At 44.7% G+C, this 16209-nt stretch carries 21 protein-coding genes and 2 tRNA genes; 11 read left to right on the top strand and 12 right to left on the bottom strand.

The features are described from left to right. The first annotated feature begins 19 nt into the window (after positions 1-19). Positions 20-514: a hypothetical protein gene (locus M1403_01690; GenBank protein ID MCL4397721.1), complete on the top strand. Its 495-nt coding sequence runs from the start codon at positions 20-22 to the stop codon at positions 512-514. Here the strand turns inward: M1403_01690 and M1403_01695 are convergent. The 8 genes from M1403_01695 to M1403_01730 form a co-directional block, all read right to left on the bottom strand. Further along, positions 511-1014, bottom strand: coding sequence for a methyltransferase domain-containing protein (locus M1403_01695; GenBank protein MCL4397722.1), 504 nt, complete (start codon positions 1012-1014; stop codon positions 511-513). The two genes, M1403_01690 and M1403_01695, sit on opposite strands and share 4 nt — an antisense overlap. Then, entirely contained in the window at positions 992-1981 is a 990-nt protein-coding gene (locus tag M1403_01700) for an ATP-grasp domain-containing protein (protein ID MCL4397723.1), read from the bottom strand. Before M1403_01700 ends, M1403_01695 begins: the two co-directional genes overlap by 23 nt. Beyond that, entirely contained in the window at positions 1982-3004 is a 1023-nt protein-coding gene (locus M1403_01705; GenBank protein MCL4397724.1) for an ATP-grasp domain-containing protein, read from the bottom strand. It abuts the gene before it with no gap. A 70-nt stretch (positions 3005-3074) separates the two neighbouring features. Next, positions 3075-4424: a serine--tRNA ligase gene (gene serS / locus M1403_01710; protein ID MCL4397725.1), complete on the bottom strand. Its 1350-nt coding sequence runs from the start codon at positions 4422-4424 to the stop codon at positions 3075-3077. Between the two features lie 40 nt (positions 4425-4464). Then, positions 4465-5031: an HDIG domain-containing protein gene (locus tag M1403_01715; protein MCL4397726.1), complete on the bottom strand. Its 567-nt coding sequence runs from the start codon at positions 5029-5031 to the stop codon at positions 4465-4467. 1 nt (position 5032) lies between these two features. Then, positions 5033-6391 carry an OB-fold nucleic acid binding domain-containing protein gene (locus M1403_01720; GenBank protein ID MCL4397727.1) on the bottom strand — a complete coding sequence of 453 codons (1359 nt, stop codon included), beginning with the start codon at positions 6389-6391 and terminating at the stop codon, positions 5033-5035. A gap of 22 nt (positions 6392-6413) precedes the next feature. Further along, on the bottom strand, positions 6414-7085 hold the full coding sequence (locus M1403_01725) for a L,D-transpeptidase (protein ID MCL4397728.1): 672 nt from the start codon (positions 7083-7085) through the stop codon (positions 6414-6416). A gap of 47 nt (positions 7086-7132) precedes the next feature. Continuing rightward, positions 7133-7209 (bottom strand) — tRNA-Glu (locus M1403_01730). Between the two features lie 119 nt (positions 7210-7328). Here M1403_01730 and greA point away from each other — a divergent pair. After that, entirely contained in the window at positions 7329-7793 is a 465-nt protein-coding gene (gene greA, locus M1403_01735) for a transcription elongation factor GreA (GenBank protein ID MCL4397729.1), read from the top strand. A 12-nt stretch (positions 7794-7805) separates the two neighbouring features. On the opposite strand, the gene M1403_01740 is transcribed toward greA, so the two are convergent. Continuing rightward, positions 7806-8870, bottom strand: coding sequence for a hypothetical protein (locus M1403_01740; GenBank protein ID MCL4397730.1), 1065 nt, complete (start codon positions 8868-8870; stop codon positions 7806-7808). Between the two features lie 52 nt (positions 8871-8922). Here M1403_01740 and M1403_01745 point away from each other — a divergent pair, with 52 nt between their 5' ends. From M1403_01745 to M1403_01765, 5 genes are read left to right on the top strand one after another with little or no spacing between them, the layout of a single operon-like run. Continuing rightward, positions 8923-10161, top strand: coding sequence for a glutamate--tRNA ligase (locus M1403_01745; GenBank protein MCL4397731.1), 1239 nt, complete (start codon positions 8923-8925; stop codon positions 10159-10161). Beyond that, complete coding sequence (locus tag M1403_01750; GenBank protein MCL4397732.1) at positions 10145-10999, top strand: hypothetical protein; 855 nt, start codon at positions 10145-10147, stop codon at positions 10997-10999. Before M1403_01745 ends, M1403_01750 begins: the two co-directional genes overlap by 17 nt. After that, positions 10980-11306, top strand: coding sequence for a hypothetical protein (locus tag M1403_01755; protein ID MCL4397733.1), 327 nt, complete (start codon positions 10980-10982; stop codon positions 11304-11306). Before M1403_01750 ends, M1403_01755 begins: the two co-directional genes overlap by 20 nt. Before the next feature lie 4 nt (positions 11307-11310). Beyond that, positions 11311-12297, top strand: a complete 987-nt coding sequence (locus tag M1403_01760; GenBank protein ID MCL4397734.1) for an acyltransferase — start codon at positions 11311-11313, stop codon at positions 12295-12297. A 3-nt stretch (positions 12298-12300) separates the two neighbouring features. Further along, entirely contained in the window at positions 12301-12588 is a 288-nt protein-coding gene (locus tag M1403_01765) for a GIY-YIG nuclease family protein (protein MCL4397735.1), read from the top strand. 26 nt (positions 12589-12614) lie between these two features. Here the strand turns inward: M1403_01765 and M1403_01770 are convergent, their stop codons facing one another. From M1403_01770 to M1403_01780, 3 genes are all read right to left on the bottom strand, one after another. Next, positions 12615-13811: a replication-associated recombination protein A gene (locus M1403_01770; GenBank protein MCL4397736.1), complete on the bottom strand. Its 1197-nt coding sequence runs from the start codon at positions 13809-13811 to the stop codon at positions 12615-12617. Positions 13812-13834: 23 nt separating this feature from the next. Beyond that, entirely contained in the window at positions 13835-14215 is a 381-nt protein-coding gene (locus M1403_01775) for a hypothetical protein (protein MCL4397737.1), read from the bottom strand. 72 nt (positions 14216-14287) lie between these two features. Further along, positions 14288-14479, bottom strand: a complete 192-nt coding sequence (locus M1403_01780; protein MCL4397738.1) for a hypothetical protein — start codon at positions 14477-14479, stop codon at positions 14288-14290. A gap of 179 nt (positions 14480-14658) precedes the next feature. Here M1403_01780 and M1403_01785 point away from each other — a divergent pair. The 4 genes from M1403_01785 (at position 14659) to M1403_01800 (ending at position 16184) form a co-directional block, all read left to right on the top strand. Then, positions 14659-14729: transfer RNA gene (locus M1403_01785), tRNA-Gln, on the top strand. 52 nt (positions 14730-14781) lie between these two features. Continuing rightward, positions 14782-15066, top strand: a complete 285-nt coding sequence (locus tag M1403_01790; GenBank protein ID MCL4397739.1) for a hypothetical protein — start codon at positions 14782-14784, stop codon at positions 15064-15066. 58 nt (positions 15067-15124) lie between these two features. Next, a complete protein-coding gene (locus M1403_01795; GenBank protein MCL4397740.1) occupies positions 15125-15343 on the top strand; it encodes a hypothetical protein in 219 nt (72 codons plus the stop codon). A 64-nt stretch (positions 15344-15407) separates the two neighbouring features. After that, complete coding sequence (locus M1403_01800; protein ID MCL4397741.1) at positions 15408-16184, top strand: hypothetical protein; 777 nt, start codon at positions 15408-15410, stop codon at positions 16182-16184. Positions 16185-16209 lie beyond the last annotated feature (25 nt).

The following is a 16209-nucleotide window of genomic DNA, read 5'->3' on the forward strand; positions in this document are numbered from 1 at the left end:
CTTGGAATATAATGCTCTCGTGCCAAAACCGGAAATTATTAAAAAACTGGCAATGGTCGGGATCAACGCCACGAGAGTTCCCCAGGAAAGGGGCATCCATATTTATCATGGCAAAACCGGCCTTACTTCAGGACAGGAAGCCACCTTGCAAAAAGTGGATCTCTGTGCCAGACAACTTTTTGCCTATATTTATAACGCCATGTCCAGTGACTGGGACGCCAAACAACAAGCTGATTCTCAAAGCGAAGGTTTGGGTGAAATTCTCCAAGAAATAAAAAATAACAGTGTTCCCTGGCCCATGGTTAAAGAAAGAATCAAAAATGTTGCTGCAGAAATAAATAACAGTCAAACTTCACCCGCCACCCGCCGGGAAATTGCCAACGAGTTTTGGCGCCGTTTATACACCTCAGGAAAAATACCGCCAACTAGCGTCCGTCAAAAAACCCCGGAGCAGAATTTTGTTTCAAACGACACGCTCAGGCACCTGCTTCTCCGCAGCCACCAAATTATTTAATGACAAACCTCCACCAGATTTATATAACCTTCTTTTAACCGTAAACAATTTACCAAAATCTGCCCCGTTGGCGCCAAAAATTTCTTCAGTCGGGAAATTCTTACCTGTTTCGCACCGACATAAATATCGACCAATACTAAATCAAATCTCCCGATGGACCGGAAATGACGGGCATCTTTAACCAAAATCTTTAAGTTGGGTATTTTGTCAAGGGCAAAATATTTTTTACCAATATCGATCATTATCGGGTCAATTTCGACACCGGTAATTTTTGCATGGGGATACTTTTGGGAAATTATCCTAGCAGCTGTTCCGCAACCTAAACCAAGAATCAGGACATTGCTACATTGATCCAATGCTATATTGTTAATGGCTCTCTGCCAGACTGATTTTACTAAAGGTCCGGATTGTTCCACTCCTCCCACCCAAACAGACTTTTGCCAGAAGAAACTTTTTACTTTGATGATACCGTTATATTTAGAATCTAGTAAGCGCAACATCGATAACTTTTTGTAAAAATTGGGGGTAGGTGTAACCGGCCACCCTGGCAGATCTGATCGCTCCGTCATTAGGACCAATGGCCGGATTGGCATTGACTTCTAAAATGTATGGCCTCCATTCCTCGCTGATACGAAAATCTACTCGGGTATAATCATAACAACCTGTTACCTGAACAGCCCTAACTGCTAGTTCTCTAATTTGCGTTTCCAAATCTCCCGGCAAATCCGCCGGGCTAACCCCGACAGTTTCTTTGTAAGCCACCGAATTTTCTTCCCATTTAGCCGCAAAATCGACAATCTTGTATTTTCCGGCGAATGACGGCCCGAAAACAATTTCCGAAATCGGCAAGGCAACCGCCTGAGCACCATTTCCCAAAACCGTAACGTTAGCCTCCCGGCCGGCAATATATTCCTCGGCAAAAACCGGCTCGGCGTATTTTTGCTGCAACTGTTCTGCCCGTTCATAAAGATCGACAGGATTATCTACGACAGATTTTTCCGTTATTCCCAGACTGCAATGTTCATTGCTGGGTTTAATAATTAGCGGAAACCGCATTTTCTGGTCCCACCTGGTCCCTTCTGTAAAAACCTGATAAGCCGGTGTCGGCAAATTTTGCGACTCCAAAACCTTTTTAGTAGCAATTTTATTATCCGTTAAAATGATGGCCCGGGAGTCCGATCCGGAATATGGTTTTCCCGTGCGCTTCAAAACATCGGCAACATCTCCCTCACTTTTATCAGCGCTGCCGATACCATAGGCATTATTAAAGAAGAAGTCAGTATCTTTTTTCAGAAGCTCCGGTATTGTTTTTTCATTTATTTCAAACAGATCAGCCTGGTGGCCGGCGGAAACCAAAGTTGCCGCAATCTCTTTGGCCGTTTTAACCGTATCCTCATCGGCCAGAATATCCTGAGGATCACCATGTTCTAGGGAAGTCACCTGGTTATAAACTACTGTGATTTTCATCTATGAAGCGTATCTCTGGGCAGCAATATGAGCCAGCTTGCCAATAAACTGGCTGTAACTTAGCCCTGAAGCTTTAGCCGATCTTGAGGCTCCCATCTGGGGAGAAATGTCACAATTCAGATTAACTTCCAGGAAATATGGAACTTCATCGCGGCTAAGCCGGATATCTACCCGGGCATAATCCCGACCGCCGCAGGCAAAATAAGCTTTTAGAGCCAGTTTTTCGATTTTGCGTTTTAAAGCAGCATCAATTTTTGCCGGGCAGACACCAACGGTATTGCGGAAGTATAACGAAGACTCCAGCCATTTGGCCTTAAAATCCACAAACTTCGGTTTACCGACATAAAATTTTCCAAAGACAATTTCCGAAATCGGCAATACCCGGGCTTGCGCGCCGTTTCCCATGATAGTTACATTAAATTCCCGGCCGGCGATATACTCTTCCACAAGAACCGGTTGGTTATATTTTTTTAGCAATCTTTTTACTGCCCGGCGCAGTTGTGATAAATTTTTGATAACCGATTCATTATTAATTCCCAGACTGCAATCTTCAGCTACCGGTTTAGCAAATAACGGAAACTCCAATTTCGACGGCAACTCATCAGGAACCGTTTCGAAAACTGCATAGGCGGGCGTGGGAATATTATTTTGTTCGAAAATTTTTTTAGTTAAGACCTTGTTCGTTGTTAAGATCAACGATGAAGCATTGGCTCCCGTGTAGGGCAAACTCATCTGGTCCAGGATTTCCGGAACTTTGTGTTCGGTTTTAGGCAGATTGCCAATTCCGTCGCAAAGATTAAAAAAAAGATCGGTCTTAATTTTGTTTAAGTCACTGATATTTTCCGGAGTTAATTCAAAAATCTCCGGTTTGTAACCATCAGAAGAAAGGGCTTTGGCAATCGCTCTGGCATCTTCCCTGCCGCCTTCTTCGGAAAGAATGGCATCTTTGTCTCCGCAGGAAAGAGAAGTAATTTCGTTATACAAAACCGTAACTTTTGCGGGCCGGACGTTTTTTTGTTTCATCTTTTATGGAAATTTATTGAAAACTTTTTTCAGAATAGCAGAGAAGGAAGATTTGTCAACCCTGATAAAATTATTTTTGGGGAGTAATCAATTTTCTGCCGACATATTTTTGCAGTACTTCCGGCACCGTCACCGTTCCATCGGGATTTTGGTAATTCTCCAAAATAGCGATGATTGTTCTGGCGTTGGTTATGCCGGTGTCATTAACATTATGAACAAACTCTTTTTCTCCGTCTTTGGTGACAAATTTAGTGTTGTAGCGTCGGGCCTGGAAATCAGTTGCATCGGTGTCGCTTCCCATCTCGACAAAAGTTTTGGAGACCGGTAGCCAAACTTCAAAATCGTATTTTTTGGCTGTGGCAAAATAACCGGCGTCACCGCTACACATCAAAATAACATGATAAGGCAGCTTCAACTGTTGCAGCAGCCATTCATTTATTCCCAAAAGATAGTCCTGCATTTCTCCGGATTTTTCCGGCAAAGTCAGAGTATCCATCTCCAATTTATCAAACTGATGGACTCTTTTTATCCCCCGGACATCTTTACCCCAGGATCCAACCTCTGAACGGAAACAGGAAGTAATGGCGAAGAACTTTTGGGGCAATTGAGTATGGTCCAAAGTTTTGTCCAGGTAGTAACCAAAAAGCGACGGCTCTGAAGAACCGACCAGGTAGAGATCGGTATTTTCTTCCACATTTTTATTTTCGATCTTATAAACCTGATCGGCGTCTCCAGGAAAATGAGAGGAACCATATAAGACCCGCCCCTTAACTAAAAGAGGGACAACCATTGGAGTAAAACCTTCTTTAAGAAGTTTTTCTTTTAAGAGTTCAAAGACAGCGTACTGCAACAAAACCGCTTCGTTTTTCAAATAGTAAAAACGACTGCCGGAAACCAAGGCGCTCTGTTCGGTGTCAACAATGTCTAACTCTTTTCCCAATTCCACATGGTCTTTAGCCGGAAATTTAAAAGCGGGCATCCATTTTTCGGAAGAATCTTTAAGCCCCAATTTATCTTTGGGAAAATTTCCCTCTTTTGGTGTCCAGGCTTTAATTTCCAAATTATCATCTTCGCCCTTTCCGATTGGCACATCAGGAAGAAGCATATTCGGAATCCAATCCATAACATTTTGGAAATCGGTCTCCACTTCCGCCAGTTCTTTTTCTAAAATATCAATGCCTTCTTTGAGTTTTTTTCCTTCGTCTATTTTTTCGGGAGTGCGCTTTTTCTCGTCTTTAAGCTCTTCAGCCAAACGATTTCGGGTTGCGCGCATTGTCTCAATTTCGACAATCAGTTTGTTTTTGCGTCCGTCCAAAAGCAGGAGTTTGTCCACATCAGCTCTCGCCGGATCAACCCGGCGGTTAATGATATTTTGCCTAACTTCTTCAGGATGTTCGCGAATATACTTAATGTCTAACATAGTCTTAAGTATCTTAAGATACTTAAGTTACTTAAGCAACCTACAATCCAATTTCCGGCGCGATCTCCTTCATCGCCCTCAAAGCAATTCCCACAAACTGCGGCAAAGGAATTCCCAGTTTTTCTTCACAAAGGACAATATTCTCACGCTTTGCCCCGGCGGCGAAAGATTTGGTCTTAAATTTGTCGAGAACTTTTTCGACTGTCACTCCAGACAACTTCTTATCCGGTTGCACTACCGTCGTAGCTACTATTAAACCGGTTAATTCGTCACAGCAAAACAGGGACCATTCCATTTTGTTCTTTGGTTCTTCCCCCCGATGTGACGCACCGTGGGATTTGATACCGCTGACAATATCTTTATCCGTTTCCCCCAGATCCTGTACCCATTTTGCCATTAAAACTGAATGGTTAGCCATATCCTCTTTTGTCTGTTCGTAATCGCCGTCGTGTAGCAATCCCACAATTCCCCAGACATCCTCATTGCCGTCGAAATGTTTTGCCAAGGCACGCATAACCGCTTCGACACTATAACAGTGTCGTCGCAGGTTTTGGTTTTGCATTTTCGAGTGGAGAAGATCCAGCGCCTGACTACGGCTGATATTCATTTTATTCGGGACGCATCAGGGGAAATAACACCGCTTCCCGAACAGGAAGGTTGGCTAAGAATGCAAATAACCTTTCGCTCACTCCAAAACCGGTCACCGGCGGCATACCATATTCCAAGGCAGTTACAAAATCCCGGTCTTCCATTTGGGCTTCCAAATCTCCTTTATTTCTCGCTTCCTGTTGTTTTTGAAATCTTTCTTCTTGGTCAAGCGGATCGTTTAGTTCAGAGTAACCATTACCCACTTCACTGCCGGCAATGATTACCTGATATCTCTCTGTCGTTTGCGGATCTTCTTCAGATCGTTTCGCCAGAGGCGAAACTGCTACCGGGTGGCCGGTCAAAAACACCGGACCGGAAATATCTTTGCGCACCGACTTCCAAAGTTGATCAATTTCGGCTGCGTCAGTCATCTTATCCACATCTTTTCCGGTCGTTTTTTTAATCGTTTCCCGATAATCAATTCTTCCCCACTTTTTATCCAGACTGATTTTATGGCCGTTAATCTCAAATTCCAGTTTACCAAAAGTCGTGGCGGCGACAAATTTATACATCTTTTCAACCAATGCCATACTGTCCTCGAAGTTGGCATAAGCCCAATAAAATTCCATCTGGGTATAGTCCTGAAGATGCTCGCGTGAAAGTCCCTCATTGCGGAATTGCCGGCCAATTTCAAAAGTTTTTTCAAACCCGGCCACCATTAACCTTTTTTGCCATAGCTCTCCCATAGAAATTCGAAGAAATAAATCGATATCTAGGGCGTCATGATGAGTTTTAAACGGATTGGCGCTGGCTCCGCCCGCCGTGGCTTCTAAAGCAGGAGTTTCTACTTCCAGAAAACCTTTGTTGATCAAAAAATCGCGCATGCTTTGCCAGAAAACCGCTTTCTTTCGAAAGAGAATCTTTAAATCGGGATTAAGAATTAGATCAAGATATCTCTGACGAAACCTTGTTTCCTCGTCTTTAATTCCAAACCACTCGCTGGGCAGCGGTCTAAGAGATTTCGAAAGAAGCTCGTACTTTTCAACATCAATTGTGATCTCGCCGGCTTTGGTAGTCACCATTTTGCCGATTACTCCGACAAAATCGCCGATATCCAAAAGATCCAGCAACTCGTCTTTATGAAAGAGAAGCTGGATTTCTCCGCTCTCGTCGACAAGATCGGCAAAAACAATGGCGCCGTGAGCCCGAAAGGTAGTAATCCGCCCGGCAGTTTGGACTCTTTTGTCCAGCATTGTCCGGCTCTGGGCGACCGTCTGCTTTTTAGCAAATTTTGACGGGTAAGGATTTATCCCGAACGCCCTGATTTTTTCCAGTTTTTCCAGACGGACTTTCCGCAGATTTTCGATCGGTTCGGCCATAGTAGCCTAATCTTAGCAGAGACTAATAAATGTTGGTAGGGGTGGTGCCGTGGATGATGACTTGCGTACTCTCGTTAGGATCGATGTTAGTCAGAGAATATTTACCGTCGGGAAGAGCAGGATTAGTCCAGTAAAAAAGTTTTTCCGCGTCAGGAATACTCAAATTAACACAGCCGTGCGACCGGGGCTTACCAAAATCATGATGCCAGTAAGTGCCGTGCAAACCATAGCCTTTATAAAAATATTGGACAAAAGGAACATTGGGTAAATCATAAAAAGTTCCGGCGGCCACATCCCCACCCGTCATCCGCTGAGCCTTAATTTTAGCCCAAATCCGAAAACTTCCGGTAACCGTGGGAAACCAGGGAAGGCCCGTGCTGACGGGAAATTGATAGACAACTGTGTCACCTTCATAAGCCCGCAGTGTTTGAGTTGTCAGATCGACATCAATCCATTTTGTCCCGGTGCTCGCTCCCAAAACCGGAGGAATTTGCCCAATAATTCTGGCTAATTCATCATCAGGCACGGAGACATCTTTATTAAACCAGACACCCTTGCTGGCCGTGGGATCGAGTTGACCGGAAGCATTATAAATTTCCTGAACAAAAGCTTTAGAGGTCAGTTCGGACCGGGGCCAGGTAATTGCCGCTATCAAGACAACCAGACCGACAATCAGAGGGAGAAAGCGGGCCACGAAATTAGAATATAAACTTTTCCCGGAGGTTGCAAGAAGGAATTTTATGGTAGCGCCTACCGGAGTCGAACCGGTGATTTGCTGGATGAGAACCAGCCGTCCTGGACCACTAGACGAAGGCGCCGGAAATGGCTACTTGACAACTTTATGTATCAGGCTATAATAGCACAGCTACGCTAATTTGAACAGGTTCAGCCGCCTCGTTTTGGCTGGCCTTTTTGTTTTATAGAATACTTTTTTATTATGAAAAACGACACTTTTGTGGTCACCGCCGAAGGTTTAGAGGCCCTCAAAAAAGAGCTTGACGAACTGAAAAATGTCAAACTTCCTGAGGTGATTGCCCGTGTGTCAAAAGCCCGGGAAGACGGAGATCTTTCAGAAAACAGCGCCTACCAATTTGGTAAACAGGAGCAGGAATTTCTAGAAGGCCGGGTCGACGAGTTGGAAGACATTATTTCCAAGGCAGTCATGGCTGGGAAATCCAGCGCTAAGGGCGCGGTTGATGTCGGCTGTAAAGTTACGGTCACAATTAGCGGCAAAAGGCAAACTTTTAGCATCGTGGGTGATTGGGAAGCTAAACCAGCCGAGAAGAAAATTTCCGGCAGTTCCCCCCTAGGAAAAGCATTATTGGGTAAAAAGGTAGGCGAAAAGGCCGAAGTTGACGCCCCTGCCGGCAAACTCACCTATACTATTACTAATATCGAGTAACTTCCCAACCTGCTATTGGGCCATCAGGGGGACATAGGCCACAAATCCCTTTTCATCAGAAAAAACCAGAACCGGCTGGAGAAAACTTTGGGCAGGGTAAGGGTCCAGGTAAGCCGGGTACACTTTACGAATAGTCACATTATTTCCAAAGCTATCCGGAAGAGAAGCAAAAATCGCCTGACCCCCTTTCAATTTATCAAAGGCCGCTGACGCCGAAATCGGGGTGTAAGTAGCAAAGTTCTCCTGATCCACATCAGAGACCAGAAATCTGGCTTCCAGAACGTGCTTTTTGCTGTCATTTGAGCCGGAAAAAAGAACTGAAACCAGTCCCTGGCGAAAATCCGGGGAAACCACCGGCAGTTTTTTCAAAGCTGAGCCCGAATCCAAATCCGCCCGGGTCAAAGTCACGCCAACCGCATCAGCATTGGCTAAAGCCGTCGTGGAAACCAAAGCGCCGGACTCAAAACGGTAAAAAGTTACAATCGGCTGGCCACCCTGAAACTCCGGGGGCAAAATTCCTAAGTTTTGAAAATAATTTCTCGCGTCGCTAACCACCTGGTCGGTCGAAGAAAAGTTTTTTTCGTTAAAAATAGACTGGTCGGAAAGATAGTTATATTTCAACCGGAAATTTTGGGTCACCTCATCAATATCCAGTGTCCGCAGAGGGTTACCGGCATCAGTAAACCGCCAGGCGGTAGCAGAAAAGCGCACTGGAACATCGGCAAATCCCAACTGTGCCGCGGTAGCTTTCATTCGGTCAAAAGCAGCAAAAGACGAGCTGGATTTAGGCATAAAATAGACCCGAAGGGTCGGAGGTAGCGCCGGGAGCCCCCCATCAGCTGTTTCCAGAGAATAGCTGATACTGCCTGACGGTGTAGCAATATTGTTCTGGGCCGAAGGAAGAGGCAACCGGCCAAAAGCCTGAGTCGGCGGCGGGGGCGGCGGCGGGAAAAAAGCATCCCGCAGGCTGGCCACGCTCCCCAGAATTATCCTGGCTACAATTCCCAAAACCAGCAGGATAAGGCCAAGATTAATCGCTTTGCGGGTAATGTACGCGGTATCGGTCAGTGTCGCCATGGGCAGAATTTCTAATTGAGTATAGCTTGGAACGCATATATAATTCAATCGTATGGACAATAAGGTTCGAACGCGTTTTGCCCCCTCTCCAACCGGCATGCCGCATATCGGTCATTTACGCACCGCCGCTTATGCCTATGCTTTAGCCAAACACAATAACGGTGACTTTATTTTACGGATTGAAGATACCGACCAAAAACGCTATGTTCCCGAGGCTATTGAGACCCTAAAAAACATGTTAAAAACCTTCGGGCTAAACTGGAACGAATATTATGTTCAGTCAGAGCGCCTGGAAATATATAAAAAGGCCGCTGAACAATTGGTTGCTTCCGGCCACGCCTACGAATCGGAGGGGGCTATCAAACTTAAGATCCCCAAAAATGAAACTGTCTCGTATCGGGATTTTGTTTTCAAAGAAGAAATAAAATGGAACACCAATGATGTTTACGAACCGGTTCTCTTAAAATCCGACGGCTTTCCCACCTATCATCTGGCTGCCCCGGTTGATGACCACGAAATGGGTATTACTCACATTCTCCGTGGTTATGACTGGATGTCGAGCACTCCAATTCATTTATTGGTATTCAAATATTTAGGTTATCAAGCCCCGGAAATCGGCCATTTGACTGATATTCAATCTCCGGAAGGCGGCAAGCTCTCAAAAAGAAAAGGTTCTACCTCTATTTCCGATTTCCTGAATGATGGTTACCTATCTGAAGCCTTGTTTAATTTTGTAATTTTATTAGGCTGGGCGCCAAAAGATAACCGGGAAATGTTTACTCTTGAAGAGTTTGTGAAATATTTTGATGAAAATGGTTTTCAAAAATCTAATCCAAGATTTGTTCCGGATAAACTGAACTGGTTTAATCAGCAGTATATAAAAAGACTTAGCGATGAGGAGTTGGCAAAAAAGATTAAAAGTTATAGCAAACATTCTTTGGAAGAAATTAAAAAAGTTCTTCCGCTGGTCCGTGACCGGCTGGTTACCTTGAAAGATTTTGACAACTTAGTTGAATATTTTTTCGAGAAACCGAAAGCTGAGAAACAAAATCATCAAATTTTGAGTCACGCTATTTCCGTCCTGGAAAAAAATTTCGACGGGAAAGTGCTTGAAGAAAAAGCCCGGGCTTTCTGTGCCGAGAAGAATATCAAAGTCGGAGAGTATTTTATGGCTTTGCGGGTCGCGGTCACAGGCAGAACCGCCACCCCACCGCTTTGGGATATCATGCAGACTCTCGGCGAAAAGGAAACTTTGGAAAGACTTAAATCTGCCTATGAAATCGCAGCTTAATACCGATCTTCTTCGGTCCCGGTTAAAACTGAAAAGTCTCCAGGCGGAAAAACAACTGGCCGCCCATCATCCGGTTATCTCCCAATTCAAAACTCATGCCGCCAATCTCCTGACTTCGGGAGCTCTGGCCAGTACCCTTTTAGTCTCTGCTCACGCCGGTATGCCCGCCCAGGCAGCCACCGCGCTTTCCGAACATACTTTGAGTATTACTATCCCCCAGGATCTCAGTAATCAGCTAAAAAACCTGCTCGCAAGTGCTATTCCTAAGGAAATTAGGACTTTAAATCCTGATGAGGAAGACAAAGTCAGCGCTATGCTGGAAAAAGTCTACGGAATTAAGGCCAAAGCCAGTCTTGATGGCAATAAGCTTAATGATGATTACGGCCGGATGGGCGCTGAACAACATCTGCCCCGCTGGCCGGGAGACACCGCCGCAGCGCATGGTGAGTTTGTGAATAAAGGAATCACGCCAGGCCTGGGTGGCTGGGGTTATGTCGAAGACGCGGAAACGGAGAAATGGTATGTAGCTGTACAAACTTTATACTTACCGAATTGGAGTACCGACACAAAGAAGCTCTCCGATTGGTATAAGTTCCGCAGGGTGGTAGTAATAAATCCAGTCAACGGCAAAGTGGTGGTAGCCGCTGTGGCCGACGCCGGACCGTCAATCTGGACCGGAAAAAAATTCGGCGGCTCGCCGGAAGTTATGGCTTATCTGGGCATAAATTACGGGATGCAAAACCATCCGGTGATTCTCTTTTTTCTTGACGATCCGGAAAAAAAGATTCCTCTTGGACCCGTGGAGTACAATATTAACGATGAAAAAAATCTTCTATGATCATTTGACCGAAACCCGTGAAATAACGGCCGAAATCGACCGCTATAAAATTGACGTTATCGAACGGGAAGAACTAATCCGCCTGGTTGATGAAAATATGTATCACCGGATTTTGGATGTGATTTTAATTAATTTGCGCCCGGAAAAGCATGAAGAATTTTTAACCAAATTTCACCGCGCGCCCCATGACCCGAACCTCATGGAATATCTAAAAGCGGAAATAACCGATATCGAGAAACTCATCACTGTCGAGGCCAAAAAAGTCCGGGCCGAAATCCTTGCTGAAATTAGAAAGGCTTCAAAATAACACTGTGCGCAAAGAGATCGACATCCTGAAAGGTATTGCGATTTTGGCTGTCGTATTCTTGCACTTTAATGGTTTCTGGTTTTCCCAAACAAAAGATTTTGTTTCCAGTTTATTTTTTGACCAGCTGGTCCGGTTTTCCGTCCCGCTATTTATTGCTCTATCAGGGTATTTGCTCGCCGGAAAATATTTATCCCGGTCGCTTTCTTTAATAGATTTCTATCTGCGCCGGGTCACCAAACTTTTGCCGCTTTATCTTTTGTGGAGTGTCATTATTTCTCTGGCCCTGAGCCAACCGATCACTATTGATAGTCTTCTTTGGGGCCGCGCGGATTACCAGCTGTATTTTGTCCCGGTAATTTTTCAGTTTTATCTTTTGTTTCCGCTTCTTTTTTTTCTTGCAAAAAGACAACGGTATCTGCTGTTAGCAATTGGCTTAATTATTCAGTTAATCGCTTTTCGTCTTCTTGGTAACCTTCCGGACCAGGAGCAGTACCGTAACGCCTCGATTTGGATTTACTACTTTATCCTGGGAATCTTTTTTGCTTTCGGCAAACCCAAAATTCCGGACTTTATTTTTTTGATTATTACCCTTCTTGGTTTCGTCTGGATGTTTAATAATGCTTTGGACGCCTGGCAACACGGCGTTAATCTAATCGTGGTTACCTTAACTTCCCGCCCTCAGGTAATTGCCTATTCAACTGGAGTCATCGGCCTGGCGATTGTGTATGGTGAAAAACTACGGCGACTACCTCTGGTAGTGATCGGTAAATATTCCTATCTAATTTATCTTTGCCACACTTTATTTTTGCGCCTGATCTTTACCTATTTAGTACCACAAATTTCTCAGGGAGACACCGTTCGAATATTAATTCTGGGTGTTTCGGGAGTTATTCTTTCCCTCAGTCCTGGGATCCTCAAAAAACTTCCGGTAACTCGTTATAATTGCGAGTCCGCCGGACGGCGGACGTGGCAATCCCATATAATTGGGTAGGCAATGGAAGAAAAGTACTTTGTCTACATTACCACCAACAAATACAACCAGGTTTTATACACCGGTTCCACTAAAAACCTGATCCGGAGAGCCACGGAACACAAGTACCATTTGTCTCAAGGCTTTAGCAGCTGGTATAACGCTACCAAGCTAGTTTACTTTGAAGAGGTGCCAACACTAGAGGCGGCTTTGAAAAGAGAAAAGCAAATTAAATCCTGGTCCCGAGTTAAGAAGCTAAAACTAATATGGAGCAAAAACCTCTTAATGAAAGACTTGTCCTCAATTTTATGAGATCGCCACGCCCTTCGGGCTCGCGATTAGCGAACAGTTCTTGGATCATCGAAAAACTTTCGATCCTTCAACCGATCGGGTAAGAAGTGGACTGCGTTAGTCGGGCCGACATATTTTTCCGACCATTGATAGTTTTTGGCATAACCAAGTTCTTTCATCAGTTTTGTTGGGGCATTTCTCATATGCAAGGGTATCGGTTCGTTCGGGTATTCCAGTACCGCGCTTCTGGCTTTTTCCAAAGCGTTGGCCACCGCTCTCGACTTCTTAGAAGTAGCCAAATAAAGGACAGTACCCGCCAGAATCAACTGCGCTTCCGGCAAACCGATTTTCGTCACCGCCTCAAAACAGCCGTTCGCCTGGATTAATGCTCCTCGATCCGCCAGCCCGATATCTTCCGCCGCAAAGATCAGCATCCGCCGGGCAATAAACTTTGGGTCTTCCCCGTTCTCTAACATTCTTACCATATAGTACAACGCCGCGTCCGGATCAGATCCCCGCATCGATTTAATAAAAGCGGAAATAGTGTTGTAGTGTTCGTCGGCTTTCTTGTCATAAATCCCGGCCGTCTGCGTCTGAAAAACCTCCTTAATTATTTCCGGAGTAATGATTTTTACCCGGTAATTTGTTGCCGCCAGTTCATAGGCGTTCAGCATAATCCGGGCGTCCCCGCCCGATAGCCGGATTAATAGTTCTTCCGCTTCTTTATCGATAGTTTTTTTGTATTGTTTTACCCCGCGGTTCAATATTTTCTTCAGATCATCTACGCCTAGCCCTTGTAAAACAAATATTCTGCTTCGTGAAAGTAAGGCGCTGATTACTTCAAACGACGGGTTTTCCGTCGTCGCGCCAATCAATGTAATCAATCCGCTTTCGACATGAGGCAAAAGAGCATCCTGCTGGGCTTTATTCCAGCGATGAATTTCATCTATAAATAGTATCGTCCGCTGTTTCTTTTTCAAGTTCTCCCTAGCCGTTTCCACTATTTTCGTCAGGTCATCTTTTCCGGCCGTCACGGCAGAAAGCGCATGAAAATCAGCGCTGGTAGCGTTGGCAATGATATGGGCTAGCGTGGTTTTGCCCGACCCCGGCGGCCCCCAGAAAATCATCGAAGAAAGATTTTTCTGGGAAATCATCCGGGAAAGAATTTTTCCTTCCCCGACCAGGTGGCTTTGGCCGATAAATTCGTTTAAATTTTTGGGGCGCAGCTCATAGGCGAGGTTCATGAGGCGATTATACACCCGCTTTTTTACAGAAATCTCTCGGGGTCTGTCAGCATATCATCAGCTAATTCCTTATTAAACTTTCCGTTGTTAAACCAGGCGGGGTCAAGAAGTTTCCTATATTTTTCTGCATCTGGCAACTTGTCTAACCTAGACATTGATTCAATGAAAGTCGGGGCTTTATTAAAATTAGGTTGATCAGCACCATCAGAAAGGACATCTCTTACTAAATCCTCTGGTAAGCCGACAGTCTCAGATATTTTGTTTAATCTTTTCGTGTTGATATTTGCTCTTACGGTAGCGCGGCAAATTCTAAACACTTCACGGGCTTTTTCCGGGGAGGACTTAGCTAAGATAATTTTGCAATCTCTATTATCGCAAGCATCACATTCCCGGGTTCTTAGCATTAAAAAATTCTATGTCGGGACACTGCCCGGCGCAATATATTCAAAACGTCACGAAACCAATCAATTGCTCCCCTACTTTTTTATCCACAACGGATAGGCATGGCCCAAAACTCCCAGACCAATAAACACTGCCGCCCAGCGAATCGGATGCGTCACGACCAGCGGATAGGTAATCAAAATCCCAATCCCGACGCCGATTAACAAATGCACCATGCTGTTATACACCGGGTGAGCGGACAGATATTTCAAAACTCGTTTAAACATATAATCACCTCGCTTCCCGGCTGCGATACCAGCTTAGCATAGATTTTGGGGTATAATACAGGGGCATTTGCGGGATCGTCTCTCCGCCAACTGGCGGACGAGCATTTTCGCAAGAAAATGCGTTATGGTAGGGTCGAGCTCTGCTCGATAAGAACTAAAAACACAGGGTATCTATTTTTTGCGGGATCGTCTAATGGTAGGACACGAGACTCTGAATCTCGGTATCATGGTCCGAATCCATGTCCCGCAGCAAAATAACGTTATTAATAACGTTGTTGATAACGTTTGCTATAATAATTCCGGTGAAACCAATCCGCAAACACCTTACTCTCTTTCTGGCTCTTGCCTTGGCAATTATCATTGTTTTCGGCGGCCTTTCTATCCAGCAATTTATTACTCTTCGCCAAGCCCACAGCAGTTTCGAAAACTATTACGCCTTTCGCGGCTGCCAGAAACTTCTGGAAAAAACCGACACTTCCGGCACCTGCCGGCTTTCTGATGGGAAAATTATAAAATTAGTGAAGTTTAACAACAAATGGTACCTCTCCGGTGATCTTCCCCTTTGCCCCTTCAACATCTGTTTATAATTTGCTCTCCAAAGTTCTTAGTGCTACTCTTTTCATAAGAATGAGGGGAGGTGAAAAAATGGCAAAAGAGGAAAATGGGAAAGTGGTTAAGTGCAAATGCCGCTGCTGGGGCGGCGGAGGCGGGAGCGGGGCTATTTACGGCTTTGGTTTTTTGGGAGCTTTGGTGTACTTTTTGCAGCACTCCACTAGTTTTCAGTCCAGTGTAATTGGGGTAGTTGAAGCCATTGTTTGGCCAGGAATGTTGATCTATCGGGTTCTTGGCCTGCTAGGATTTTAGGTACCTATAGTCTTTACTCTTGACAAATAGCAGTAGCTAATGTTTAATAGCTTTCTATTTGTCTATGAGCCAGTCTGCAAACTCAGAAACGGAACAAATCAGTGGCATGGAGGATGTTTATTTCAAACTGTTACGCCGGTATGATAACCTTCCTCCTATTTCTAATGAAGAAGAGGCAAAGCTAGTTAAAGAAGCTGTCAGAGGAAGCTCAACTGCGAAAGAAGAACTTATCGGTCGCCACCTTAAAACTACTATAAGGATAGCAAGAAGATTTCTCCCTACCTATAGTAATACATTTCCAGATATCGTTCAGGCCGGGCTCGAAGATCTTATTGGAAAATCTGCAGAAAAATTCGATTCATCTGTAAATGATAGTTTCGATGCCTTCTATGCTAGTCGTGTCCAGGGAGTAATGAAAAACTTAATTAACCAGGAAGATAATCCACTAAATAGTCATCGTTGCCAAGAGGATTTAAATCAGGTTGAAAGACTAGAAATTAAGTTAGGCCATACTCCCCGCGCTCATGAAATACATCATCATCTGAGAAGTGTGGGCGAAGAAACAGCTCGGTCCTTAGCCAGTATTTATCCTTCAAAGCATTCTCTTTCTCTAGATGAACCGGTTCCGGGACACGAAGAAGAAATAGATACTTTGGAGGACTATGTGGCTGATTCTCGCGACCAATTCCAAGATATTCTGACCAAAGAAACCTTTTCTAAACTGGCTGAAATCATGACATTGTGTCTGACACCAAAAGAACAAATGACTTTGCGCGCCGAGTATGGTTTTAACGGAACCCAGGAGACAAGTGGCGCGGAAATCGCCCGGCATGCGGTTTAACTAAGGCAGCAATCAGTGCCAGAAG

This window comes from Patescibacteria group bacterium, from assembly GCA_023380635.1.
Classification (GTDB): domain Bacteria; phylum Patescibacteriota; class Microgenomatia; order JAMCZE01; family JAMCZE01; genus JAMCRP01.

What these genes read in the sequence shown, in the direction of transcription:
- M1403_01695 (MCL4397722.1), bottom strand. Translation starts at nt 1,014, where the DNA reads ATGTTGCGCTTACTAGATTCTAAATATAACGGTATCATCAAAGTAAAA.
- M1403_01700 (MCL4397723.1), bottom strand. Translation starts at nt 1,981, where the DNA reads ATGAAAATCACAGTAGTTTATAACCAGGTGACTTCCCTAGAACATGGT.
- M1403_01705 (MCL4397724.1), bottom strand. Translation starts at nt 3,004, where the DNA reads ATGAAACAAAAAAACGTCCGGCCCGCAAAAGTTACGGTTTTGTATAAC.
- serS (MCL4397725.1), bottom strand. Translation starts at nt 4,424, where the DNA reads ATGTTAGACATTAAGTATATTCGCGAACATCCTGAAGAAGTTAGGCAA.
- M1403_01715 (MCL4397726.1), bottom strand. Translation starts at nt 5,031, where the DNA reads ATGAATATCAGCCGTAGTCAGGCGCTGGATCTTCTCCACTCGAAAATG.
- M1403_01720 (MCL4397727.1), bottom strand. Translation starts at nt 6,391, where the DNA reads ATGGCCGAACCGATCGAAAATCTGCGGAAAGTCCGTCTGGAAAAACTG.
- greA (MCL4397729.1), top strand. Translation starts at nt 7,329, where the DNA reads ATGAAAAACGACACTTTTGTGGTCACCGCCGAAGGTTTAGAGGCCCTC.
- M1403_01740 (MCL4397730.1), bottom strand. Translation starts at nt 8,870, where the DNA reads ATGGCGACACTGACCGATACCGCGTACATTACCCGCAAAGCGATTAAT.
- M1403_01745 (MCL4397731.1), top strand. Translation starts at nt 8,923, where the DNA reads ATGGACAATAAGGTTCGAACGCGTTTTGCCCCCTCTCCAACCGGCATG.
- M1403_01750 (MCL4397732.1), top strand. Translation starts at nt 10,145, where the DNA reads ATGAAATCGCAGCTTAATACCGATCTTCTTCGGTCCCGGTTAAAACTG.
- M1403_01755 (MCL4397733.1), top strand. Translation starts at nt 10,980, where the DNA reads ATGAAAAAAATCTTCTATGATCATTTGACCGAAACCCGTGAAATAACG.
- M1403_01765 (MCL4397735.1), top strand. Translation starts at nt 12,301, where the DNA reads ATGGAAGAAAAGTACTTTGTCTACATTACCACCAACAAATACAACCAG.
- M1403_01770 (MCL4397736.1), bottom strand. Translation starts at nt 13,811, where the DNA reads ATGAACCTCGCCTATGAGCTGCGCCCCAAAAATTTAAACGAATTTATC.
- M1403_01775 (MCL4397737.1), bottom strand. Translation starts at nt 14,215, where the DNA reads ATGCTAAGAACCCGGGAATGTGATGCTTGCGATAATAGAGATTGCAAA.
- M1403_01780 (MCL4397738.1), bottom strand. Translation starts at nt 14,479, where the DNA reads ATGTTTAAACGAGTTTTGAAATATCTGTCCGCTCACCCGGTGTATAAC.
- M1403_01795 (MCL4397740.1), top strand. Translation starts at nt 15,125, where the DNA reads ATGGCAAAAGAGGAAAATGGGAAAGTGGTTAAGTGCAAATGCCGCTGC.
- M1403_01800 (MCL4397741.1), top strand. Translation starts at nt 15,408, where the DNA reads ATGAGCCAGTCTGCAAACTCAGAAACGGAACAAATCAGTGGCATGGAG.